Origin of the sequence: Microvirga antarctica, from assembly GCF_017921815.1 — a bacterium.
GTDB classification, from domain to species: domain Bacteria; phylum Pseudomonadota; class Alphaproteobacteria; order Rhizobiales; family Beijerinckiaceae; genus Microvirga; species Microvirga antarctica.
Map to the genome: position 1 here is coordinate 132361 of NZ_JAGEMM010000005.1, position 22984 is coordinate 155344.

Below are 22984 nucleotides of genomic sequence, written 5' to 3' on the forward strand. Positions count from 1 at the left end.
GCGCTAGAGCCCGAACAGTTTTTCGAGGAAGTTCTTCTCCGCGCCGCGGCGCTGCTGCTGCGGCGGAATCCACGCGCTTTCGCGCTGCTGGCCGGGCTGTGGCTGCGCCTCCGCGACCGGGACATCGCCCTGCCGCAGGAAGCGCTCGCTGCCGGGAAGTGGCACGGGCTTCTGGTCCTTGAGCGCGCTCGTCATGAAAGCGTGCCAGATCTCGGCCGGCAGGTTGCCGCCGGTGACCCGCTTGGTCACGGTGCCGTCGTCGTTGCCGAGCCACACGCCCGCCACCAGACTGCCCGTGAAGCCGACGAACCACGCATCCTTCCAGTCCTGCGTCGTGCCGGTCTTGCCGGCCATCGTCCAGCCGGGCACCTGGGCCTTCTTGGCGGTGCCGATGACGAAGGTGTTGTGCATCATGTCGTTCATCATCGTGGCGGTCATCGGGTCCATGACCCGGCCCAGTCCGCCGCCGGCGGGCCTCCGATAGATGACCTTGCCGTCGCCGCTCTTCACCTGGGTGATCACATAAGGAATGACCCCCGTGCCGCCATTGGCGAAGGCCGCATAGGCGCTGACGAGTTCGAGCGGCGTCACCTCAGACGTGCCCAGCGCCAGCGCCGGATTGGCCATCAGGGGCGAATTGATGCCGAGCTTCTGGGCGGCCTGTACGACGGCCTTGGGCCCGACCTCGAGCCCGAGTTTCACCGCCACCGTGTTCAACGACAGGGCGAGCGCGTCGCGCAGGGTGATGGGGCCGCGAAAGCCCCGGTCGTAGTTTTCGGGCGCCCAGCCCTTGTAGTTGACGGGCGAATCCTCCCGCACGGTGTTGGGCGTGAGGCCTGATTCCATGGCGGCCAGATAGACGAAGGGCTTGAACGAGGAGCCGGGCTGGCGGCGCGCGACCGTCGCCCGGTTGAACTGGCTTGCCTCGTAGTTGCGGCCGCCCACGAGCGCCTTCAGCGCGCCGTCGGGCTGCATGGCCACCACGGCGCCCTGGCTGACGTTGAATTTCTGGCCTTTGCTGTCGAGCTCCTCCACCAGCGAGCGCTCTGCAGCGCTCTGCAGGGCCGGATCGATGGTGGTCGAGACCACGATGTCGGATTCGATCGTGCCGACGAAATCGTCGAGCACGTCCATGACGTAATCGGCCGCGTAGTTCACCGATCCGGCGCCGGGCGCGCGCACCGGTTTGGCCGGTGCGCCAAGCGCCGTCTTGGTCATGCCCGGGGTGATGAAGCCGAGCTCGTTCATGGCTGCGATCACCAGTTCGGCGCGGGCCTGCGCGGCGTCCGGATTGCGGTTGGGCGCAAGCCGCGACGGGGCCTGGACGAGGCCCGCGAGGACCGCGGCCTCCGACAGCGACACATTGCGGGCCGACTTGCCGTAATAGCGCTGGGCTGCCGCCTCCACCCCATAGGCGCCGGCGCCGAAATAGACGCGGTTGAGATAGAGCTCGAGGATCTGATCCTTGGTGTAGTTCCGCTCCAGCCAAAGGGCGAGAATCGCCTCCTGGATCTTGCGCGAGGCGGTGCGTTCCTGCGTCAGGAAGAGGTTCTTGGCGAGCTGCTGGGTCAGCGTCGATCCGCCCTGCGACACGCCACGACGATTAATGTTGCGATAGACCGCGCGGGCGATGCCCACCGGATCGATGCCCCAATGGTCGTAGAAACGACGGTCTTCGATGGCCACGAAAGCGCGGGGCAGGTAGGGCGGCAATTCCTTGATCGAGACCGTTCGGCCGCCCGTCTCTCCCTTGTTGGCGAGCAGGGACCCGTCACTCGCCATGATGGCGATGTTCGGCGGGCGCTTGGGGATCGTCAGTTCGTCGATGGGCGGCAGCTGGGCGGCGTAATAGGCCACGACGCTGCCGAGCGCGATCACGCCCCACAGTGACAGAACCACGCCGGCATAGAAGAGCTTGCGCCAGATCGAGGACCGGCGGCCGCGCTTGCGGGTCGATTTCTTCTGCCGGGAAGGCGGGCGGGTCGAGCGCCCGCTGTCATTCGAGCGCGCCGCGCGCTTCTGCGCCATGTGGCCCCCTGCCTGTCCCCCTGCCCGATCGTCAGGCGAAAGGCGAAAATCCTGCGACTCCGCTTCGGTGGCGGGCGCGCCAAACACCGGCTCGCGCCTGTCACGTCCGTTCGCCACGGCAAAACCTCTTCCATTCTCGAGCGACCGGGGATCCGGTGCCGGATGGTTGTCCTGAGGCAGTATAATTATGGCGGTTTAAGGGGCGGTTAAACCGACCGCACACTGTTTCGGCTCACGCCACCATGGCGTTGATGCGCGACAGGTCGTCGACGAACGCCGCATAGGCGCGCCGTTTTTCGGCCTCGTCCGGAATGCGCAGCAGATAGGACGGATGCACGGTGACGTAGCCGTCATAATCGTCGAGCCGCAGGGGACCGCGCACCTTCGTGACCGGCAGAGCCTTGCCGGACAGGGCGAGCAGCGCCGTGGCGCCGAGCGCCACCACGAGCCGCGGCCGCACCAGCGCCAGCTCCTTCATCAGAAAGGGCCGGTAATGCTTGACCTCGCCCGCCGTCGGCTTGGCGTGGATGCGGCGCTTGCCCCGTTCCTCGAACTTGAAATGCTTGACCGCATTGGTGAGGTAGGCCGCCTCGCGATCGATCCCGGCCTCGCGCAACGCCCGCGAGAGGAGCTGGCCGGCGGGCCCCACGAAGGGCCGGCCCTGAAGATCCTCCTGATCGCCCGGCTGCTCGCCCACGAACGCGAGGGCAGCGCCCACCGGACCTTCGCCGGGCACCGCCTGCGTCGCGCCCGGTACCAGCGGACCGGCAGCGGCGATCACGGCATTGAGGGCTGCGAGCGTCTTCGGCTCCTGGTCCCACATGGCCTCCAGGGCCCGCTCGGGCTTGCGTTTTGCCGGCATCGTCGCCTCCCTGTCGATCATGCCCGCCATGCGGCCGGGCGCCTCCCGGATCAACGCCGTGATGGAGGCAGCCTCCGGCATGTTGCGCCAGTATTTCTTCGGCATCTCGGCCCGCATGGCCTTCGGGTTGACCCGCGCCGGATTGAAGGTGCTCTCGTAATAATCGCGCCAGCCCTCCTCGAAACGGTCGCCCGCGGGCGCGTCCTCGCGGGCTGCCGGCGGACCATAGACGAGGCTAAGGCGATCCCAGCGCATGGAGCCGACCGGCGTCAGGATCGTCCAGTCGAGCGACCGGAACCGGTCGATGAAGAACTGCGCGGTGGCCTCGAGGATGAAATGATCGGGCTCGAACCACGCCACGAAGCGCTCGCCCTCCTCCCCTGCAACCCGGCGAAAACGCAGGAAAGCGTGCATCTTGTGAAGATCGCGCCGGATGGTGCGCGCCATGAGATCAAGGCGGTGCACGAGCGGATCGCTTGGCACCTCGAGCAGCGCCCGCTCCCCGTTGAGCACGCGAAAGACCAGGCGATAGAGCAGGGCGTAGCGCTCCGGATCGCGGTGACAGACCACCGACGCAATCAACGCGCCGACGCCTTTTGGCAGCGCCACCGGTGGTGCATCCGCCGCGAAGCTGTCGCCGAACAGATCAGGCGCGGCCCCGGTCATGAACACGACCGCGTCCGGCGACACCCGCGCTGATGCGAGCGCGCGGACAGCCCGGCGGAATCCATCGAGATCAGCGCCGTCTGACAGCACCACATGGCGCAAGGCTGAATCCGCCATCATCCGAACAGGCTGAGCTGCTGCGGCTTTTCCACCAGACGCTCGCGCAGGGCCGCGGCGTCGAGCTGGGCGCGCGGATGATGATCGGTGGCGGTGAGAAACGCCCGTGCGCGTTTCAGCGATGAGGTCAGCCGCGCCACGTCCGCGAGCCGCAGATTCGTGTGGCGGCGCGCTGAGACAATGCGATCGACGGCGCGGGCGCCCAGACCCGGCACCCGCAGCAGCATCTCGCGACTGCCGGTATTCACATCGACCGGGAACTGGCCGCGGTTCTTCAGCGCCCAGGCGAGCTTGGGATCGACCGCCAGATCGAGCATGCCCTCCTCTCCGCCGGACGCGATCTCCTCCACGCCGAACCCGTAATAGCGCAGCAACCAATCGGCCTGGTAGAGCCGGTTCTCGCGCTGCATCGGCGGCGGCTTCAACGGCAGGATCGCGCTCGAATCGGGGATGGGACTGAAGGCCGAATAATAGACCCGCTTCAGCTTGTAGGCGCCGTAGAGCGACGCGCTGGTGCGCAGCACGTCCGCATCCGTGGTGGCATCCGCCCCGACGATCACCTGGGTCGACTGGCCGGCGGGCGAAAAGCGGCGCTTTTCCTCTTTGGCCTCGACGATCCGCTCGTGCATCTGCGCCATCGCGCCCCGGATCGACGGGCCGCTCTTCTCCGGCGCCAGTGCCGCGAGACTGTCGGCGGTCGGGAGTTCGAGATTGATCGACAGGCGGTCGGCCCATAATCCCGCCTGCTCGATGAGCCAGGGGCTGGCCTCGGGAATGGTCTTGAGATGGATATAACCGCGGAACTGATGCTCCTGTCGCAGGCTTTTCGCGACCCGCAGCATCTCTTCCATGGTGTGGTCCGGCGTCTTGATGATCCCCGACGACAGGAACAGCCCTTCGATGTAGTTGCGCTTGTAGAATTCGACCGTCAGCGTGACGACTTCCTCGACCGAGAACTTCGCCCGCTTCACGTTCGACGAGCGCCGGTTGACGCAATAGGCGCAGTCATAGAGGCAGTAATTGGTGAGCAGGATCTTCAGAAGCGAGACGCAGCGCCCGTCGGGCGTGTAGGCGTGGCAGATTCCGGCGCCGGTGGTAGAGCCGAGGCCATCGCGCCCCGCCTTGCGCTTGGGCGCTCCCGAGGAGGCGCAGGACGCGTCATATTTGGCCGCATCGGCAAGAATGCGCAGTTTCCGCGACAAGAGTACGTCCATGACCCGCCTGTTGATGTTCCGTATCTGTTCTAGGGCAGGCGGGTGCCTCCGTCGAGGGGGACCGGTGGCCGCACCCGCGGTGCTGTCGGCCCGTCGCGCGAACGGCTTAGACAAGAGGCGCGCAACCCGTTAAGCGCGATCCTGCATGTCGGTCATCCGGTCCTCTCTTCTTGTCGGCCTCGGCGCGGGCCTCTCGCGCGTTCTCGGATTCGTGCGGGATGTCCTGTTCGCCCAGGCGCTCGGCGCCGGGCCGGTGGCGGATGCGTTTCTGGCGGCCTTCCGCCTTCCCAACCTCGTGCGTCGAGTGGTGGGCGAAGGGGGCCTCAATCCGGCCCTCGTGCCGGTGATCGGATCGCTCGCGCCCAAGGCCGCGGCGACCCTCTCGGGCGACGTGATCGTCGTTTTCGCCCTGGCGCTGCTCGGCGTCACGGGGCTTGTTCAGCTCACGGCGGGGCTTCTGGCGTTTGCGCTCGCGCCGGGACTGGCGGGCGAGCCCGACACGCTGGCCCTGGTGGCGCTCTATACGCGGCTGGCCTTCCCGTCCGTCATCTGCATCACCCTGGCGTCCATCGGCGCGGCGCTGCTCAATCTCCATGGTCGGTTCCGGGCCGCAAGCCTCGCGCCGCTGGCGGTCAATGGCGGGCTGATTCTCGCCATCGTGGCGCTCGAGCTTCGCCCGGCGCTGCCGCTGGTGGAAAAGGCCGGATGGCTCGCCGCAGCCTCCAGCCTTGCGGGTTTCGCCCAGCTTGTGATTGTCGGCGCGGCGATGCTGGGGGGCGATGTCCGCCTCGTGCGCTTTCGCCGGCCGGTCTGGTCGCCGGTGCTGAAGGGTCTGCTGCTGGCGGGATTCCCGGCGCTTGTGGCGAGCGGCGCGGTGCAGCTTTTCGTGCTGGTGGGAACCCAGGTGGCGTCGTTCTGGCCGTCCGGGGTGTCCTGGCTGTATTACGCCGACCGGGTGGTGCAATTGCCCCTCGGCCTGATGGCCGCGCTGGCAAGCAGCGTCCTGCTGCCGGAACTCGCGCTCCACCATCGCACCGGTGCACGCGAGGCGCTGGTCGCGGCGCAGAACCGGGCGATCGGCCTCGGCCTCCTGCTGTCGCTGCCGGCCAGTCTCGCCCTGCTGGTCCTGTCCCGTCCCATTGCCAGCGTGCTGTTCCAGCGCGGCGCGTTCGAGGCGGAGGATGCGGCCGGAACGGCGCTCGTTCTCATGGGCCTGAGCCTCGGCCTCCCGGTCGCGACATTGGCCAAGGTGTTCAGCCAGACCCTGTTCGCCCGGGGCGCTCTGCGCGGCGCGGTGGTGGCGGCGCTCGGGGGAATCGCCGCGACCGCGCTGCTGTCATTCGGGCTCGGGTTTGTCTGGGGCGTGTTCGGCATCGCGCTGGGAATCAGCCTGGGCTCCGTCGTCCATGCGGGCATTCTGATGTGGCTGCTGCGGCAGGCCGGACTCTGGGCGCCCGACCGGGCGCTTTCCCGCAAGGCTGCGCGAATCGCGTCCGCCAGCGCCCTTATGGCGGGCGGAATCGCAGCCGCCCTCCGTTTGTCACCGATGCCGAGCACGGTTGCGCTGGCCGGCCTGTGCATCGGCGGAGTGGCGGTTTTCGCCGGCGCTGCCTGGCTGCTGGGCGCGGTGACGCGACAGGATCTCGCGCCGCTGACGAAAAAGCCCTAAGAGGCTTGCATCGCCGCCGTGCCCTGTCATAACCCCGGCCGCGACGGGCTTGGGGAGTCGACGGACGATGGCGACATTCAACGAACTGGTGTTTTCCGGCGTTCAGCCGACCGGAAACCTGCATCTGGGCAATTATCTAGGCGCCATCAAGCGCTTCGTGACCATGCAGGACACCCATGAGTGCATCTATTGCGTGGTCGACATGCACGCGATCACCATGCCGCAGGACCCCAAGGACCTGCACCGGCAGATCCGTGAGGTCACGGCGGCGTTTCTCGCCGCCGGCATCGATCCCACCCGCCACATCGTCTTCAACCAGAGCCAGGTGCCCCAGCACGCCGAACTCGCCTGGGTGTTCAACTGCGTCGCCCGCCTCGGCTGGCTGAACCGCATGACCCAGTTCAAGGACAAGGCCGGCAAGGACCGCGAGAACGCCTCCGTCGGGCTCTATGCCTATCCGGACCTCATGGCCGCCGACATCCTGGTCTATCGGGCGACCCATGTGCCGGTCGGCGAGGACCAGAAGCAGCATCTCGAACTGACCCGCGACATCGCGCAGAAATTCAACAACGACTGGTCGGCCTCGATTGCCGAACACGGCTTCGGCGATGCCTTCTTCCCCCTCACCGAGCCGATGATCGCCGGGCCCGCGACCCGCGTCATGTCCCTGCGCGACGGCGCGAAGAAGATGTCGAAATCCGACCCGTCGGATTATTCGCGCATCAACCTCACCGACGATGCCGACACCATCGCGCAGAAGATCCGCAAGGCGAAGACCGACGCCGAGCCCCTGCCGTCCGAGGTCGAGGGCCTGAAGGCGCGGCCGGAGGCCGATAATCTCGTGGCAATCTATGCGGCCCTGACCGACGTCACCCCCGCCGACGTCCTGCGCGACCACGCGGGATCGCAGTTTTCCGGCTTCAAGAGCGCGCTGGTCGACGTGGCGGTGGCCAAACTTGCCCCCATCGCTGACGACATGCGCCGCCTGATGGCCGATCCCGGTCACATCGACGCAGTCCTGGCCGACGGATCGGCGCGCGCCCGCGTCCTCGCTGCCGAAACCATGAATGCCGTCAAGGACATCCTTGGCTTCGTGAGGGCCCGCTGACCGCACTTTCCGGCCTCCCTTGCTCTCTGGCTGACGTCAGGGCAGCATTCCCGCCATCGAAGGGATCTGTGCAGTGAGCGGGAAGCGCCAATCCTACGAGGCCGGCCACCGGCCGAAATTCATGGTGGTGGTCGACGGCACGCCGGAATGCTTTCGGGCGGTGCATTTCGCGTCGCGTCGCGCCGTGCGGACGGCTGCCAGCATGATTATGCTGGCCGTGGTCGACCCGCCCGACAATTTCGAATGGATCGGCGTCGGCGAGGCGATGATCGAGGAGGCCCGCGAGGAAGCCGAGAAGCGTCTCGAGGACGCCGCCAAGGAAGCCCGCGCCGCCGCCGGCCTCGAGCCCGAACGGGTGATTCGGGTCGGCGAACGGGCCGAGGCCATCATCGCCCTCATCAACGAGGACGAGGATATCTCGTTTCTCGTGTTGGCCGCCGGGTCGAGCAAGGACGGTCCCGGCCCGCTTGTCTCGACGCTCGCCGGCAAGGCCGCCTCGACCTTTCCGATTCCCATCGTCATCGTCCCCGGCAGCCTGTCCGACGAAGAGATCGACGCGCTCGCAGGCTAGGCCGCAGCGTCCGGGTCTTGGAATCCGGCGACACCCGGTCCACATCCGGTTCAGAACCTGTTAGAACTGTTCCAAGGCTCCGCCCATGGCGGACAGTTCCACCCACTCGGCCGGCCTTGAACCGGCGCAGAGGACCCAATCGATGTTCATCCAGACCGAAGCCACACCCAATCCCGCCACCCTCAAGTTTCTGCCCGGCCGCGTCGTGATGCAGGACGGCACCTTCGAGGCCCGCGCCTCGGAAGAAGCCGGCGCGTCGCCGCTGGCCGATCGTCTTTTTGCGATTCCAGGCGTCAGCGGGGTCTTCTATGGCCACGATTTCATCACCGTGACGAAGACCGATACCGAATGGCAGCACCTCAAGCCGGCGATTCTCGGCGCCATCATGGAGCATTTCATGACCGGCGCGCCGCTGTTCACGGCCGGTGCCGACATGAGCGAGAGCGATGCGGAGGAATTCTTCGACGCCGAGGACGCGCCCACGGTCGCCACCATCAAGGAACTGCTCGAGACGCGCATCCGTCCGGCGGTCGCCGGCGATGGCGGCGACATCACGTTCCGCGGCTTCCGGGACGGCATCGTCTATCTGGTCATGAAGGGCGCCTGTTCGGGCTGCCCGTCCTCCACGGCCACCCTGCGCCACGGCATCCAGAACCTGCTGCGCCACTTCCTGCCGGATGTGCGCGAAGTCCAGGCGGTCTGAACCGCTTCCCGCGAGCGTCTCGATCAAGCGGCCTGCGGGCCGCTTTTTCGTGGCAGCGCGCGGGTTTCGGGAAAAGCGGTTCCCTGCCGGCGCGTTCATGCTCTAAAGAGAGCCCCGAGACGGAGACCTGACCTTTGCGCGTCCTTGCCATCGACACCGCCCTCGGTGCCTGTTCAGCCGGCGTCTTCGAGGCCGGCGACAACGAGCCCCTGGCCCGCGAGACCATTCCGATGGAGCGCGGCCATGCGGAGGCGTTGCTGCCGCTGATCGACCGGCTGGTGTCCCATGTGGATGGCGGCTTCGAGAGCCTCGACCGGGTCGCCGTGACCGTCGGACCGGGCAGCTATACGGGTCTACGCGTGGGCATCTCGGCCGCGCGCGGAATCGGCCTTGCGGCCGGCATTCCCGTCGTCGGAGTCGCGACCCTGTCGGCCTTCCTGGCGCCCCTGATGGCGGGCGATTCGCGCGGCCTGTTCACCAGCGCCATCGACGCCAAGCACGGCCATATCTACATCCAGGCGATCGCTTTTGGCGGCAAGGTCATCATCGCGCCCTCGCTCATGAGCTACCGGGACGCGATCCGCGTGCTCGGATCGGGACCCCTGCTCATCGCCGGAACGGCTGCGGCCCTGCTCGCCGCCGAGGCCCGCGCGCAGGGCGTCGAGGCCCATGTGATCGAGGATTCGCCCGCCCCCGACATCGCCTGGGTGGCCCGTCTCGGGGCCATCGCCGATCCGGCCAATGCCCTGCCCAAACCGCTCTACCTGCGCGAACCCGACGCCAAGCCGCAGGACGGAGCCCGAATCGCGAGACGATGAGCCTCCTCGGGCGGTTTTTTGCGCAGCCCGGGCCCCGGACCGAACCGCTCGACACGCGGTCCGCCGCAAAGCTCGCCGGGATTCACGCGACGGGATTCGCCCGGCCCTGGAGCACCCTGGAATTCGAAGGCCTGCTGGCAGAGCGGCACGTGATCGCCGACGGCGTCTTTGTCGGGCAGTCGGGACCGCCCGTGGGCTTCGTCCTGTCGCGTTGCGTGCTTGATGAGGCCGAGATCCTCACCGTCGCCATCCTGCCCCATCGGCGCGGCAGGGGATTCGGGCGGCCGCTTCTCACGGCCCATCTCGACGGCCTCTCCCGGCTGGGCATCCGGCAGGTTCATCTGGAGGTCGAGGAGGGCAACGCCCCGGCGCTTGCCCTCTACCGGCGGCTGGGCTTTCATGAGACGGGACGGCGCGCGGGCTATTATCCGAAGGCCGACAACAGCCGCAACGCGGCCCTGACGATGAAGCGCGACCTCTGACGGCGGACCGTAGCCGCAGCGTCCCACCTCCCCTATAAGCGTCCGCGAGGAGCGGGTCAGACTTGGCAGCACGAAGCACAAAACCGGCGAGAATCAAGCGATCGGACGCCATCGAGCGGGCCTGCCGCGAACACGGCCTGCGCATGACCGGCCAGCGCCGCGTCATCGCGCGCATTCTCGATTCCGCCGACGACCATCCGGACGTGGTCGAGCTTCACAAGCGCGCCGCCGTCGTCGACGACCGGATTTCCCTCTCGACCGTCTACCGCACCGTCAAGCTGCTGGAGACCCAGGGCATCATCGAACGGCTCGATTTCCGCGATGGCCGCTCCCGCTACGAGCAGGCGGCCCGCGAGCACCACGATCACCTGATCAACCTGGAGACCGGCGCCGTCATCGAATTCCACTCCGACGAGATCGAGGCGCTGCAGACGGAAATCGCCCGGCGGCTCGGCTACAAGGTGATCTACCATCGCCTCGAGCTCTACGCCGTGCCGATTGAAGAGGACGATTCGTGAGGCGCATCGCGCTTGTCGCGCGGCTCCTGATCCTCGGCCTCTACGGTCTCTTCGTCATCCCGCTCCAGATGCTGTCCCTGCGATTCGGCTGGCCCATCCGCGACTGGCTGCCGATGTCGCTTCACCGCCTGTTCCTGCGGCTGTTCGGCGTGCGGATCACCCAGCGCGGTACGCCGCCCGGCGACATTCCCACCCTCGTTGTGTCGAATCATGTGTCCTGGCTCGACATCTCGGTGATCGGGTCCCTCCATCCGGTCTCGTTCATCGCCAAGTCCGAGGTTGAGACCTGGCCGCTGATTGGCTTCCTGTCCCGGCTGCAGCGCTCGGTCTTCATCGACCGGCAGCGCCGCAAGGCCACCGCCGAGGTCAACGACGCGCTGGCGGACAGGCTCGGCAAGGGCGAGGTCATCGTGCTGTTCGCCGAGGGCACCACCGGCGACGGCAACCGGCTGCTGCCGTTTCGCTCCTCGCTTGTCGGCGCGGCGCAAGCGGTCATCGTCAACGATGCCGAGGCGCGCATTGTGCTGCAGCCGCTGGCGCTGGCCTATACCCGCCGCAGCGGCATGCCGGTGACACGGCGCGACCGGCCGTTCCTCGCCTGGTACGGCGACATGGAGCTTGGGCCCCATCTGGCGGCCTTCGTCGACGGCGGCGCGGTCGACGTGGTGGTGACCTGGGGGGAACCCATCCCCTTCAACGGCAACCGCAAGGAGGCCACCGCCGCCGCCGAGGCGGCCGTGAGGCGGTCGCGCCACTAGGGTTTCCCGACCCGCGCTTTCAGGACACCCCGCTCGTCACAGGCTGCGCGTAGGATGCGTCCGTGACGGCAAGGAACGCTGCGGCCAGCTCCCGGCCCTTGAGGTCGAAATGCGCCGCGAAGAAATCCTGATGCGTGGCGTGCTCGTGAAAGTGATGCGGCGTCAGCACGGCCGAGAGGATCGGCGTGTCGGTCTCGAGCTGCACCCGCATCAATCCGGAGATGACCGCGTCGGCAACGAAGTCGTGCCGGTAGATGCCGCCATCGACCACCAATCCGCAGGCGGCGATGGCGGCGTAACGCCCACTGCGCGCGAGCCGTTTTGCCAGCAGGGGGATTTCAAAGGCGCCCGGGACCTCGAATTGCTCCACCGTCGCACGGCCGGCCACCGCCTCGCAGAACGCCTCGCGGGCACGGCCGACGATGTCCTTGTGCCAGCAGGATTGGATGAAAGCGACCCGAAGGTCCAAATGCCGCGTCTGATCCACGTCGTCTTCCTCTCGTTGCCCGGTCACCATCAGGACAAGCGGAAGCCGCGAATCGGGCTCGCCAAGCGCGCCCTTCGCAACACCCGATCTCTTTCATCCGGACTATGACCGTCGGCTTCGGAGTCGCACCGAATCTGCTGACCCTCCGACGACGTCGGAGGCGCTCGCGGGCTTGCGAATCTGGAGGATCCGCTTACCGCCGGTAGGGACTTTCACCCTGCCCTGAGACCATCGCCCGCCTGACAAGGCGGACGCGCCACCCTAAAATCGGCAGCGTCGCCTTGGCAAGAGGCGGTGATGAGGCGGTGATAAGAGGCGGTGCATGAGCCGCAGGTGCGCCACTCTTCTCTTCGCAACGCAAACCTCGTAGAAGAGGCCGATGGTGGGAGGCTTTGTCGCGAGGCCGCCTCCCCCGCCTTCGCCCTTGGCCATCGTGAATAAATCGGGTTCCGGTCTTCGTGAAAAAGGTCTTCGTCAAATCCTACGGCTGCCAGGCCAACGTCTACGATGCCGAGCGCATGACGGACCTTCTGGCCGGCGAAGGCTATCGCGAGACAAACGCGATGGAGGATGCCGACCTCGTCATCCTCAACACCTGCCATATCCGTGAGAAAGCGGCCGAGAAGGTCTATTCGGAGCTTGGCCGGGTGCGCGACATCAAGCTCGTGCGCGCGGCCGACGGCCACGACACGAAGGTGATCGTCGCCGGCTGCGTGGCCCAGGCGGAAGGCTCCGAGATCCTGCGCCGCGCCCCCCAGGTCGACGTGGTTGTCGGACCGCAGAATTATCACCGGCTGCCCGACCTGCTGCAGCGCTCCCGCGCGCGCAGCGTCGTCGACACGGAGTTTCCCATCGAGGACAAGTTCGATCACCTGCCGAAACCCACCCGCGCCCAGATCGTGAGCCGCGGGGTCTCGGCCTTCCTGACCATCCAGGAAGGCTGCGACAAGTTCTGCACATTCTGCGTCGTGCCCTACACGCGCGGCACGGAGATGTCGCGGCCGGTGGCCCGCCTCATCGACGAGGCGACCCGGCTGGCGGAAGCCGGCGTGCGCGAACTCAGCCTGATCGGCCAGAACGTCAACGCCTATCACGGCGAGGGGCCGGACGGCAGCGTCTGGAGCCTCAGCCGGCTGCTGCGCCGGCTCGCCGAAATCCCCGGAATCGCCCGCCTGCGCTACACCACCTCGCATCCGCGCGACATGGACGACGCCCTGATCCTGACCCATGGGGATCTACCGGCCCTGATGCCGTCCCTGCACTTGCCGGTGCAATCGGGCTCGGACCGGATTCTGGCGGCCATGAACCGCCAGCATACCGGCGACGATTATCGCCGGATCATCGCGCGAATCCGCCAGCGCCAGCCCGGCATCGCGGTGTCGTCGGATTTCATCATCGGCTTTCCCGGCGAAACCGATGCGGATTTCGACGAAACCCTGAATCTGGTGAGCGATATCGGCTTCGCCTTCTCATTTTCGTTCAAATACAGCCCGCGGCCGGGCACGCCGGCGGCCGAGCGGTCCGACCAGGTGCCCGAGCCCGTCAAGGCCGAGCGCCTGGCGCGTCTGCAAAAGCTGTTGGAAACGCAGCGGGTGGCTTACAATCAGGCGACAGTCGGTCAGACTCTCGATGTTCTCATCGAGAAGCCGGGACGGCTGGCCGGTCAGATGGCCGGCAAGTCGCCCTATCTTCAGCCGGTCCAGTTCGACAGCGACAGCCTGACGGTGGGGCAGATCGCGACGGTGCAGATTGTGCGGGCAGGCGGCGGCAGCCTGTTCGGAGACTTGGTCAAAGCCGGCGACCGCGTCGCCGCCTGAAACGGGAGAGACATTTGAGGCCAGCGGATCATGCGACCGCCAAAGCGCAGAAGGGACGGAGCCCGGCGAGCCTCCATCCCGGCGTCGTCGAGGAAGCCGAAATCATCCTCACCTTCGACGACAACCGCCTCGCAAGCCTCGTTTTCGGCCAGTTCGACCAGAACCTCGCCCATCTCGAACGCCGCCTCCACGTGCGGGCGATCGCCAACGGCAACCGGGTGACGGTCAAAGGGTCGCCCGAGAGCTCCGAGGTCGCAAGGCGCGTGCTGGAGGGCCTCTATGAGCGCGCCCGCCAGGGCCGGGCGCTGAGCACCGGCGATGTGGACGGGGCGATCCAGGAAAGCACCGTGCAGGGCACCCTGTTTCCCGCAGCCGACGCCGCCTTGCCAGGCGTGAGTGCCTTCGACCAGATCGCAACCCGCAAGCGCGGGCCGGTGCGGGCGCGCAACGCCGCCCAGAACGATTATATCAAGGCGCTCAAGCAGCACGAACTGACCTTCGCCGAGGGCCCGGCCGGCACCGGCAAGACGTGGCTCGCCGTGGGCTATGCGGTGTCGCTGCTCGAGAACGGCCAGGCCGACCGGCTGATTCTCTCGCGGCCGGCGGTGGAGGCCGGCGAGCGGCTGGGCTTCCTGCCCGGCGACATGCGCGAGAAGGTCGACCCCTACCTGCGTCCGATCTACGATGCGCTCTACGATTTCATGGATGCGCGGCTCGTCGATCGCGGCTTGCAGACCGGCATGATCGAGATCGCGCCCCTCGCCTTCATGCGCGGACGCACGCTGACCAACGCCATCGTCCTGCTCGACGAGGCGCAGAACACCACCACCATGCAGATGAAGATGTTCCTCACCCGTCTGGGCGAGGGCTCGCGCATGATCGTGACCGGCGACCCGACGCAGATCGACCTGCCTCCGGGCCAGAAATCCGGCCTCATCGAGGCGGTGCGCATTCTCGACGGCGTCGAGGGGATCGCCCGAATCACCTTCAAGGAGCAGGACGTGGTCCGCCACGACCTCGTGCGCCGGATCGTCACGGCCTATGACGCCGATTTCCGCCAGGAAATGGGACGCCGCCTGTGATCGCCCTCGATATCGTGGTCGAAGACGGCAACTGGGAAAGCCTGCCTGACGCGGAAGCCCTCGCGCAGAAAGCGGCCGCGGCCGCATCGCACGTTGCCGGCGAGACAGGCCCGGACGCGCTCGAGGTCAGCGTGCTGTTGACCGACGACAAGGCCGTGCGCGTCCTCAACAAGACCTTTCGGGGCATGGACAAGCCGACCAATGTCCTGTCGTTTCCGGCTCCCGCCCCGCCGGGCGTGACAGGCCCTCGCCATCTGGGCGATATTGCTCTAGCCTACGACACGCTGGTGCGCGAAGCGGAGGAGGAATCCAAACCGCTCGCGGACCATTTTGCCCATCTGATCGTTCACGGCGTTCTGCATCTTCTCGGCTACGACCATGAGGTCGAGGCCGAGGCGGAACGGATGGAAGGTCTCGAGGTGAAGGCGCTGTCGACCCTCGGCATTGCCGATCCCTATCGTGATATGGCAGCTTGAACGGATAACGTTCGGCTGAAACTCAACCGTTATGAATGAAGATCGAAGTCGCAACGACCGTCCGCTCCGGACACTCCCGGAGCCTGAAGGCTTGCGTGACCACTGGTACGACCGGGTTCTGACCCGCCTCGGCCTGAAAGCGCGCGATTCCATCCGCCACGACCTCGAGGACGCGCTCGCCGAGACCGTCGAGGACACGGATTTCTCGCCCCAGGAACGGGCGATGCTGAAGAACGTGCTCGGCTTCCACCGCATCCGGGTGGACGACGCCATGGTGCCCCGCGCCGACATCGTGGCGGTCTCGGCCGACACCCCGCTGGGCGACCTTTTGCATCTCTTCCGCACCGCCGGCCATTCGCGGCTTCCCGTCTATGGGGAGACGCTGGATGATCCCAAGGGGATGGTCCACATCCGCGATTTCCTGGATTTCATTGCCAAGCACGCCGATACCACCAACGGCGCCCAGGGCTGGGACAGCGAGGGCGGCAAGCCGCGCCAGCCCAATCTCGGCCAGGTCGATTTCTCCGTTCCGCTTGCCGCCGCCGAAATCCTGCGGCCAGTCCTGTTCGTGCCGCGCTCGATGCCCGCCATCGACCTCCTGGTGCGGATGCAGGCGACACGCACCCACATGGCCCTCGTCATCGATGAATATGGCGGCACGGACGGACTCGTGTCGATCGAGGACCTGGTCGAGATGGTGGTGGGCGACATCGAGGACGAGCATGACGACGCCGTCGAGATGATGATCCTCGCCGAAGCCGACGGGACCTTCGTGGCCGATGCCCGCGCCAGCCTCGACGAGGTCAAGGAAAGCCTCGGGGTCGACCTGCAATACGAGGAAAGCGCCGAGGACATCGACACGATCGGCGGCTTCATCGTGACCCTCGCCGGACGGGTGCCGTCGCGCAACGAGCTCATTCTCGGACCGGGAAATCTCGAATTCGAGATTCTCGACGCGGATCCCCGTCGGGTCAAGAAGGTGCGTATCGTCCGCCGGGAATTCAGCGGCAACGGTGTGGTGGATGCCGAGGCGGCCTCCCCGCCGGGTGCTGGCGCCGAGCCCACCGAAAGCTCCGCCGCGCGATGAATGCGCTGCCTGACCGCCTGACCCGCCTGTCGGGGTGGCGGCGATCCCTCATGGCCGCCGCCTGCGGCGCTGTCGGGGCCCTTGCCATGCCGCCCCTCGGCCTGTGGCACGCCCTCGTGGTGGCCCTGGTGCCGGCAATCTGGCTGCTCGACACTATCGCGGCCGACACGGTTTGGGGGCGTCTCAGAGCCGCCGCGCTGATCGGCTGGAGCTGGGGGTTTGGCTATTTCGTCGCCGGCCTGTGGTGGCTCGGCGCGGCCTTTCTGGTCGAGGCCGATCAATTCGCCTGGGCAATGCCGCTCGGCGTCGTCGGGCTGCCGGCCGTTCTGGCCTTCTTCACCGCTTTCGGCTTCGCGCTCTCGCGCCTGCTCTGGACGCCCGGTGCGGGACGCATTCTGACCTTTGCGGCGGCGCTCACCATCAGCGAGTGGCTGCGGGGACACCTGTTCACGGGCTTCCCGTGGAACAATCCCGGCATGGCGTTCGGCCAGTCGCTCTGGCTGATGCAGAGCGCGTCGGTGATTGGGCTCTATGGCCTGACGCTTGTGAGCCTCGCCATCTGCGCCTCGCCCGCCCTGATTCTCACCGGTCCGACAACCGGCCAGCGCTGGGCGGCGCCGACACTGGCAGCCGTAGGCCTTGGCGCCATGGCGCTCTTCGGAGCCTGGCGTCTGCCGGACGGGCCGGTGGAAACGGTGGACGGCGTCACCTTGCGCATCATGCAGCCCAACCTGCCGCAGGACGCCAAGTTCAATCCGCGCAACCGCGACGCCATCATGCGGCGCTACCTCGCCATCAGCCGCTATGCTGGCCAGGATGGCGGGACGCTCGAGGGAGCCACGCACCTGATCTGGCCCGAATCGGCCTTTCCTTTCCTGCTCCACCGGGATCCGGGGGCGCTCGCCCAGATCGCCTCGATCCTGCGCCCCGGCGCGCTCCTGCTGACCGGGGCGGCCCGCATGGAAGAACCGCTTCCGGGTGAGGCCGCCGGTCGGTTCTTCAACGCGATCCAGGCCATCGACCACCAGGGCACCATCCTGGGCTCCTACGACAAGGTCCACCTGGTGCCCTTCGGCGAATATGTGCCGGCCTTTCTCGAATCCGCCATCCGGGCGCTGGGCCTGAAGCAGTTCGTCAGCATCCCCGGTGGTTTTTCGGCCGGCGGACGGCGCACCCGCCTCGCCGTGCCGGGCCTGCCGCCGGTGGCCGCCACAATCTGTTACGAGGCGATCTTTCCCGATGAGATCTTTGCCGATGGGCCGCGCCCCTCGCTGATCCTGAATGTGACGAACGATGCCTGGTTCGGTTTGACGCCCGGCCCCTACCAGCATTTCGCGCAGGCGCGCCTGCGCGCCGTCGAGGAGGGATTGCCGCTGATCCGGGCCGCCAACACGGGAATCTCGGCCGTGATCGACCCCTTCGGCCGCGTCGTGGCGTCGCTGCCGCTGGGAACGGAAGGGGTGCTCGATGCCGGTCTGCCCCGTTCGTTGTCCCAAACCGTTTACGGCAAAAGCGGCAGGTTTGTTTTGACGGCCATGCTCGTCATCTGCTTAATGGCACCCGCTCTGCGCAGGCGGAAGCGGCCCTCTCCTCGAGCTCCCAGCCCTACACTTTCGTAAGGCCAGGCAGAAAGCCCGAACTGATGAAGAAGTCGACCGGTTCAATCGATATCGAAATTGGAAGCCGCGTGCGGATGCGGCGGATTTCCATCGGTATGAGCCAGGAAAAACTTGGCGATATGCTCGGCTTGACCTTTCAGCAGGTTCAAAAGTACGAGAAAGGCACCAATCGCATCAGTGTCGGCCGGCTCGTGGACATTGCGAAGATCCTCGGCGTCGATATCCACTTCTTCTTTGATGGCGTGCACAGCGCCAAGGCAGATGCCGGGTTCGGTGAAGAGGATTCGCCGCCCTATATTTCCGAGATGATGTCCACGCCCGAGGGACTTCAGCTCATCCGAACCTTTACGGGGATCAAGAACCCCAAGGTTCGCAAGAGTATTGTTCAACTTGTCGCGGCTCTCGCTTCCCAGGACACGCCGTAGCGTTCGACAAAAAGAACGCGTCCGCTTGACCTTTCTTTCGGGCTCCGGCAAGACCGTGCCGAAAGCCTGCCGTGGCGGGCCTCTTCTTCTTTGCCTCAAAGGATATGGTCGTGCGCCGTTCAAGCTATCTGTTTACCAGCGAGTCGGTTTCCGAAGGTCATCCGGACAAGGTCTGCGACCGGATTTCAGACGCCGTCGTCGATGCCTATCTGGCGGCTGAGCCGGAATCGCGTGTGGCCTGCGAGACGCTCGCCACCACCAACCGGGTGGTGATCGCCGGCGAGGTGCGCGGACCGGATTCGATTGATTCCGATCGGGTCATCCAGCTCGCCCGCGACGCCATCAAGGATATCGGCTACGAGCAGGAAGGCTTCCACTGGAAGACCGCCGACGTGTCGGTCTACCTGCACGCGCAATCGGCCCATATCGCCCAGGGCGTCGATTCGGCCGGCAACAAGGATGAGGGCGCCGGCGACCAGGGCATCATGTTCGGGTATGCCTGCAACGAGACGCCCGAGTTGATGCCGGCGCCGATCTACTACGCCCACAAGATTCTCGAAGACCTCAACATCGCCCGCAAGAGCAAGGCCAACGGGGCCGCCGTCCTCGGCCCCGACGCCAAGAGCCAGGTGACCGTGCGCTACGAGCACGGCAAGCCGGTCGCCGCGACCCAGATCGTGCTGTCGACCCAGCATCTCGATGACACCCTCACGTCCGACGGCGTTCGCGAGATCGTCGAGCCCTATATCCGCAAGACCCTGCCGGAAGGCTGGATCTCGTCCGACACCGTCTGGCACGTGAATCCGACCGGCAAGTTCGTCATCGGCGGCCCGGACGGCGATTGCGGCCTGACTGGACGCAAGATCATCGTCGACACTTATGGCGGCGCGGCGCCCCATGGCGGCGGCGCGTTCTCGGGCAAGGACCCCACCAAGGTCGACCGCTCGGCCGCCTATGCGGCACGCTATCTGGCCAAGAACGTCGTGGCGGCGGGCCTTGCTGACCGCTGCACGCTCCAGCTCTCCTACGCCATCGGCGTTGCTAAACCCCTGTCGATCTATGTCGATCTGCACGACACCGGCAAGGTCTCCGAGGAGAGCCTCGAGGCGACCCTGATGGACGCCATCGATCTGTCGCCCCGCGGCATCCGCACCCATCTCGGCCTCAACAAGCCGATCTACGCCCGCACCTCGGCCTACGGCCATTTCGGCCGCAAGCCCGATGCTGATGGCGGCTTCTCGTGGGAGCGCACCGACCTCGCGGATTCCCTGCGGACGGCTCTGCGCTAGACCCCGCCATGTCCGACACCGACGGCGTTGATCGTGCCGGCGCCTTTTTCGGGCGCCGGAAGGGCAAGCGCCTGAGGCCGGCCCATGACCGGCTGGTGCAGAATCTGCTGCCGGAACTGCGGCTCGTCCCGGGCGAATCGCCCGCGACTCGCTTTCCCGGCCGTGCCGATCAGCCCACCTGGCTGGAGATCGGCTTTGGCGGTGGCGAACATCTGGCAGCCCAGGCCCGCGCCCATCCGGACGTCAACTTCATCGGCTGCGAGCCGTTCGTGAACGGCATGGCCAAGCTCCTGTCGGTGGTCGAGCAGGACCGCCTCGACAACGTGCGCATCTGGGACGAGGACGTCACCGACCTGCTCCCCAGCCTTGCCGATGCCAGCCTCGACCGGGTTTACATCCTCTATCCCGATCCGTGGCCGAAGCGGCGGCAGCGCAAGCGCCGGCTGGTCTCGGACGAGAGCCTCGTGGCGCTGGCCCGCGTCATGCGTCCGGGCGCCGAATTGCGGTTTGCCAGCGACATCGACAATTACATCGGCTGGGTGCTGGCCCGCGTCCTGCGTTCGCGGCATTTCATCTGGACGGCTGAAGCCGCCGACGACTGGCGCAAGCCCTACGCGAACTGGCCCGGCACCCGCTACGAGGCGAAAGCCTTCCGTGAAGGGCGTGTCCCGAGCTACCTTTTCATGACCCGGACGGACGCGGTCTGAGCCGCCATCGCGGCCCTTCTTTCAGCCACGGCGTCTGGCGCTCAGCTCCCTTGCTTTTCGGGGCGTGAATCAGTATATCTGCCGTGTCAGCTCTGGTTGCAGTGTAAACTGCCTTGCAGGAGTGGACCCCGCCGGGTCCGCTCTTTTTTATTGCTCGCGCGCCGGAGCACGGAGAGACACGAACACACGATGGCAAACGAACGCGACAAGCGTCTGATCACCGAAACCGGCGTGGCCGCCCGCGTCGCCGCGGTGGTGGAACCGGCGATTGAGGATCTGGGATTCAATCTCGTCCGGGTGAAGATCACGGCCGAGAACGGCTGCACGGTGCAGATCATGGCCGAGCGGCCGGACGGCACCATGTCGGTCAACGATTGCGCGACAGTCAGCCGGGCGATCTCGCCGGTGCTCGACCTCGAGGACCCGGTGCCGCAGGCCTACCATCTCGAAATGTCCTCGCCCGGCATCGACCGGCCGCTCGTGCGCGCCAGCGATTTCGAGCGCTGGGCCGGCTATGAGGCGAAGGTCGAGCTTGCCGTGCCGCAGGACGGCCGCAAGCGGTTTCGCGGGATCATCCGCGGCATCGAGGACGGCCATGCGGTGATCGATCTTCCGGACGTGAAGGAAGGCCTCGACCCGGTGGCGCGCTTGCCCCTGTCGGATCTCTTCGCGGCCCATCTGGTTCTCACCGACGACCTGATCCGCGAATCGTTGCGGCGGGGCTCCGCCCCTGCGGCCGACGACGAGGATGAGGACGACACCGATCACGATAACGACGACATGGTCGTGGAGCCTGCGCCGGACGCGCGCGGCCACGACGCTCAGAAATCGACGAAGGAGTAACTGCGATGGCTGTCAGCGCCAACAGGCTTGAACTCTTGCAGATCGCCGACGCGGTCGCCCGCGAGAAGGTGATCGACAAACAGATCGTGCTCGACGCGATGGCCGACGCCATCGCCAAGGCGGCACGCTCGCGCTACGGCGCCGAGACCGACATCCACGCGGAGATCAACGGCAAGACCGGCGAGCTGCGCCTGTCGCGCCACCTGCTCGTGGTCGAGGACAACGCGCTGGAAAACGATTCCCGCGAGATCGCCCTGTCGGAAGCGCGCAAGCGCAACCCGGCAGCCCAGGAGGGCGACGCGATTTCCGAAACCCTGCCGCCCTTCGATTTCGGCCGCATCGCCGCGCAATCGGCCAAGCAGGTGATCGTCCAGAAGGTGCGCGACGCCGAGCGTGACCGGCAATACCAGGAATACAAGGACCGCATCGGCGAAGTGGTCAACGGCGTGGTCAAGCGTGTCGAATACGGCAACGTCATTGTCGATCTCGGCCGGGGCGAGGCGATCGTGCGCCGCGACGAGATGATCCCGCGCGAGACCTTCCGTCCCGGCGATCGCGTCCGCGCCTATCTGTTCGACGTGCGCCGCGAGGTCCGCGGCCCGCAGATCTTCCTGTCGCGCACGCATCCGCAATTCATGGCCAAGCTCTTCGCCCAGGAAGTACCCGAGATCTACGACGGCATCGTCACCGTCCAGGCGGTTGCCCGCGATCCCGGCTCCCGCGCCAAGATCGCCGTCATCTCCCGCGACAGCTCGATTGATCCGGTCGGCGCCTGCGTCGGCATGCGTGGCTCCCGCGTCCAGGCGGTGGTCGGCGAATTGCAGGGCGAGAAGATCGACATCATTCCGTGGTCGCAGGATCAGGCGACCTTCATCGTCAACGCGCTGCAGCCGGCGGAAGTCGTCAAGGTGGTGCTCGACGAGGATGCCGACCGCATCGAGGTGGTGGTACCCGACGACCAGCTGTCGCTCGCCATCGGCCGGCGCGGACAGAACGTCCGCCTCGCCTCGCAGCTCACCGGCTGGGATATCGACATTCTCACCGAGGCCGAGGAATCGGAGCGGCGCCAGAAGGAATTTGCCGAGCGCACCGAATTGTTCATGGCAGCGCTCGACGTGGACGAGGTGGTGGGTCAGCTCCTTGCGTCCGAGGGCTTCCGCACCGTCGAGGAACTTGCCTATGTGGATGCTGGCGAAGTGACGTCGATCGAAGGGTTCGACGACGACACGGCGGCCGAAATTCAGGCGCGGGCGCAGGATTATCTCGCCCGCATCGAATCCGAGAACGAAGCGCGCCGGCAGGAACTCGGCGTCGCCGATGATCTGAAAACCGTCGAAGGCGTGACGACCGCGATGCTGGTCGCGCTGGGCGAGAACGACGTCAAGTCGCTTGAGGATCTCGCGGGCTGCGCCACCGACGATCTTGTCGGCTGGACCGAGGGACGCGGCGCAGAGGCGACGCGCTTCAGCGGCTATCTCGACAGTTTCGAACTATCGCGCACGGAAGCCGAGGCGATGGTCATGGATGCCCGCGTCAAGGCCGGCTGGGTGGAAGCACCCGTTGCGGCCGAGGAAGAGGCGGAACCCGCCGATTCCGACGCGGACGCTTCCTGACCGGTCATGGCATGGCGAGGACGAC

General features: G+C 66.5%; 22 protein-coding genes and 1 riboswitch. Of the genes, 18 read left to right on the forward strand and 4 right to left on the reverse strand.

Annotated elements, in window-relative coordinates; genetic code table 11:
* Window positions 1-3 precede the first annotated feature (3 nt).
* The 3 genes from J4G32_RS15510 to J4G32_RS15520 form a co-directional block, all read right to left on the reverse strand.
* Window positions 4-2145 carry a transglycosylase domain-containing protein gene (locus J4G32_RS15510; RefSeq protein ID WP_425515524.1) on the reverse strand — a complete coding sequence of 714 codons (2142 nt, stop codon included), beginning with the start codon at window positions 2143-2145 and terminating at the stop codon, window positions 4-6.
* A 115-nt stretch (window positions 2146-2260) separates the two neighbouring features.
* Complete coding sequence (locus J4G32_RS15515) at window positions 2261-3673, reverse strand: UdgX family uracil-DNA binding protein (RefSeq protein ID WP_246505117.1); 1413 nt, start codon at window positions 3671-3673, stop codon at window positions 2261-2263.
* Window positions 3673-4887, reverse strand: a complete 1215-nt coding sequence (locus tag J4G32_RS15520) for a putative DNA modification/repair radical SAM protein (RefSeq protein WP_210496233.1) — start codon at window positions 4885-4887, stop codon at window positions 3673-3675. Before J4G32_RS15520 ends, J4G32_RS15515 begins: the two co-directional genes overlap by 1 nt.
* A gap of 145 nt (window positions 4888-5032) precedes the next feature.
* Here J4G32_RS15520 and murJ point away from each other — a divergent pair, with 145 nt between their 5' ends.
* The 8 genes from murJ to olsA all read left to right on the forward strand — a co-directional run bounded on the left by murJ (window position 5033) and on the right by olsA (window position 11514).
* The gene (gene murJ, locus J4G32_RS15525; protein WP_210496234.1) at window positions 5033-6556 is read left to right on the forward strand and encodes a murein biosynthesis integral membrane protein MurJ; all 1524 of its coding nucleotides are present in this window, start codon (window positions 5033-5035) and stop codon (window positions 6554-6556) included.
* A 67-nt stretch (window positions 6557-6623) separates the two neighbouring features.
* Window positions 6624-7664 carry a tryptophan--tRNA ligase gene (gene trpS, locus J4G32_RS15530; RefSeq protein WP_210496235.1) on the forward strand — a complete coding sequence of 347 codons (1041 nt, stop codon included), beginning with the start codon at window positions 6624-6626 and terminating at the stop codon, window positions 7662-7664.
* A gap of 73 nt (window positions 7665-7737) precedes the next feature.
* Window positions 7738-8235, forward strand: a complete 498-nt coding sequence (locus J4G32_RS15535; RefSeq protein WP_425515525.1) for a universal stress protein — start codon at window positions 7738-7740, stop codon at window positions 8233-8235.
* Window positions 8236-8377: 142 nt separating this feature from the next.
* A complete protein-coding gene (locus tag J4G32_RS15540; RefSeq protein WP_210496617.1) occupies window positions 8378-8938 on the forward strand; it encodes a NifU family protein in 561 nt (186 codons plus the stop codon).
* A 134-nt stretch (window positions 8939-9072) separates the two neighbouring features.
* Entirely contained in the window at window positions 9073-9756 is a 684-nt protein-coding gene (tsaB, locus tag J4G32_RS15545; RefSeq protein WP_210496236.1) for a tRNA (adenosine(37)-N6)-threonylcarbamoyltransferase complex dimerization subunit type 1 TsaB, read from the forward strand.
* Window positions 9753-10238: a GNAT family N-acetyltransferase gene (locus tag J4G32_RS15550; protein ID WP_210496237.1), complete on the forward strand. Its 486-nt coding sequence runs from the start codon at window positions 9753-9755 to the stop codon at window positions 10236-10238. The genes tsaB and J4G32_RS15550 overlap by 4 nt, the downstream gene beginning before the upstream one ends.
* Before the next feature lie 143 nt (window positions 10239-10381).
* The gene (locus J4G32_RS15555) at window positions 10382-10756 is read left to right on the forward strand and encodes a Fur family transcriptional regulator (protein WP_210496618.1); all 375 of its coding nucleotides are present in this window, start codon (window positions 10382-10384) and stop codon (window positions 10754-10756) included.
* Complete coding sequence (olsA, locus tag J4G32_RS15560) at window positions 10753-11514, forward strand: lyso-ornithine lipid O-acyltransferase (protein ID WP_343232663.1); 762 nt, start codon at window positions 10753-10755, stop codon at window positions 11512-11514. Before J4G32_RS15555 ends, olsA begins: the two co-directional genes overlap by 4 nt.
* Before the next feature lie 19 nt (window positions 11515-11533).
* Here the strand turns inward: olsA and J4G32_RS15565 are convergent, their stop codons facing one another.
* Window positions 11534-12001: a 6,7-dimethyl-8-ribityllumazine synthase gene (locus tag J4G32_RS15565; protein ID WP_343232664.1), complete on the reverse strand. Its 468-nt coding sequence runs from the start codon at window positions 11999-12001 to the stop codon at window positions 11534-11536.
* Window positions 12002-12082: 81 nt separating this feature from the next.
* Window positions 12083-12235, reverse strand: a riboswitch (FMN riboswitch).
* A gap of 224 nt (window positions 12236-12459) precedes the next feature.
* Here J4G32_RS15565 and miaB point away from each other — a divergent pair.
* The 10 genes from miaB to nusA all read left to right on the forward strand — a co-directional run bounded on the left by miaB (window position 12460) and on the right by nusA (window position 22959).
* On the forward strand, window positions 12460-13818 hold the full coding sequence (gene miaB, locus J4G32_RS15570; RefSeq protein ID WP_210496239.1) for a tRNA (N6-isopentenyl adenosine(37)-C2)-methylthiotransferase MiaB: 1359 nt from the start codon (window positions 12460-12462) through the stop codon (window positions 13816-13818).
* A gap of 14 nt (window positions 13819-13832) precedes the next feature.
* The gene (locus J4G32_RS15575; RefSeq protein WP_210496240.1) at window positions 13833-14900 is read left to right on the forward strand and encodes a PhoH family protein; all 1068 of its coding nucleotides are present in this window, start codon (window positions 13833-13835) and stop codon (window positions 14898-14900) included.
* The gene (ybeY, locus tag J4G32_RS15580) at window positions 14897-15376 is read left to right on the forward strand and encodes an rRNA maturation RNase YbeY (protein ID WP_210496241.1); all 480 of its coding nucleotides are present in this window, start codon (window positions 14897-14899) and stop codon (window positions 15374-15376) included. Before J4G32_RS15575 ends, ybeY begins: the two co-directional genes overlap by 4 nt.
* A gap of 31 nt (window positions 15377-15407) precedes the next feature.
* Window positions 15408-16463 carry a hemolysin family protein gene (locus J4G32_RS15585; RefSeq protein ID WP_210496242.1) on the forward strand — a complete coding sequence of 352 codons (1056 nt, stop codon included), beginning with the start codon at window positions 15408-15410 and terminating at the stop codon, window positions 16461-16463.
* Window positions 16460-18082: an apolipoprotein N-acyltransferase gene (lnt, locus tag J4G32_RS15590; RefSeq protein WP_210496243.1), complete on the forward strand. Its 1623-nt coding sequence runs from the start codon at window positions 16460-16462 to the stop codon at window positions 18080-18082. The genes J4G32_RS15585 and lnt overlap by 4 nt, the downstream gene beginning before the upstream one ends.
* A 23-nt stretch (window positions 18083-18105) precedes the next feature.
* Window positions 18106-18507 carry a helix-turn-helix domain-containing protein gene (locus J4G32_RS15595; RefSeq protein WP_210496244.1) on the forward strand — a complete coding sequence of 134 codons (402 nt, stop codon included), beginning with the start codon at window positions 18106-18108 and terminating at the stop codon, window positions 18505-18507.
* 110 nt (window positions 18508-18617) lie between these two features.
* A complete protein-coding gene (gene metK, locus J4G32_RS15600) occupies window positions 18618-19796 on the forward strand; it encodes a methionine adenosyltransferase (protein ID WP_210496245.1) in 1179 nt (392 codons plus the stop codon).
* Between the two features lie 8 nt (window positions 19797-19804).
* The gene (gene trmB / locus J4G32_RS15605) at window positions 19805-20503 is read left to right on the forward strand and encodes a tRNA (guanine(46)-N(7))-methyltransferase TrmB (RefSeq protein WP_210496246.1); all 699 of its coding nucleotides are present in this window, start codon (window positions 19805-19807) and stop codon (window positions 20501-20503) included.
* 189 nt (window positions 20504-20692) lie between these two features.
* Window positions 20693-21346 (forward strand): ribosome maturation factor RimP, encoded by a 654-nt coding sequence (rimP, locus tag J4G32_RS15610; protein ID WP_210496247.1) that lies wholly within the window; start codon window positions 20693-20695, stop codon window positions 21344-21346.
* A gap of 5 nt (window positions 21347-21351) precedes the next feature.
* Window positions 21352-22959: a transcription termination factor NusA gene (nusA, locus tag J4G32_RS15615; RefSeq protein WP_210496248.1), complete on the forward strand. Its 1608-nt coding sequence runs from the start codon at window positions 21352-21354 to the stop codon at window positions 22957-22959.
* Window positions 22960-22984: the final 25 nt, after the last annotated feature.

Bases quoted from the DNA above. Each gene is read 5' to 3' on its own strand.
- J4G32_RS15515 (WP_246505117.1), bottom strand. From the start codon at position 3,673: ATGGCGGATTCAGCCTTGCGCCATGTGGTGCTGTCAGACGGCGCTGAT.
- J4G32_RS15520 (WP_210496233.1), bottom strand. From the start codon at position 4,887: ATGGACGTACTCTTGTCGCGGAAACTGCGCATTCTTGCCGATGCGGCC.
- murJ (WP_210496234.1), top strand. From the start codon at position 5,033: ATGTCGGTCATCCGGTCCTCTCTTCTTGTCGGCCTCGGCGCGGGCCTC.
- trpS (WP_210496235.1), top strand. From the start codon at position 6,624: ATGGCGACATTCAACGAACTGGTGTTTTCCGGCGTTCAGCCGACCGGA.
- J4G32_RS15540 (WP_210496617.1), top strand. From the start codon at position 8,378: ATGTTCATCCAGACCGAAGCCACACCCAATCCCGCCACCCTCAAGTTT.
- J4G32_RS15550 (WP_210496237.1), top strand. From the start codon at position 9,753: ATGAGCCTCCTCGGGCGGTTTTTTGCGCAGCCCGGGCCCCGGACCGAA.
- J4G32_RS15555 (WP_210496618.1), top strand. From the start codon at position 10,382: ATGACCGGCCAGCGCCGCGTCATCGCGCGCATTCTCGATTCCGCCGAC.
- J4G32_RS15585 (WP_210496242.1), top strand. From the start codon at position 15,408: ATGAATGAAGATCGAAGTCGCAACGACCGTCCGCTCCGGACACTCCCG.
- lnt (WP_210496243.1), top strand. From the start codon at position 16,460: ATGAATGCGCTGCCTGACCGCCTGACCCGCCTGTCGGGGTGGCGGCGA.
- J4G32_RS15595 (WP_210496244.1), top strand. From the start codon at position 18,106: ATGAAGAAGTCGACCGGTTCAATCGATATCGAAATTGGAAGCCGCGTG.
- trmB (WP_210496246.1), top strand. From the start codon at position 19,805: ATGTCCGACACCGACGGCGTTGATCGTGCCGGCGCCTTTTTCGGGCGC.
- rimP (WP_210496247.1), top strand. From the start codon at position 20,693: ATGGCAAACGAACGCGACAAGCGTCTGATCACCGAAACCGGCGTGGCC.
- nusA (WP_210496248.1), top strand. From the start codon at position 21,352: ATGGCTGTCAGCGCCAACAGGCTTGAACTCTTGCAGATCGCCGACGCG.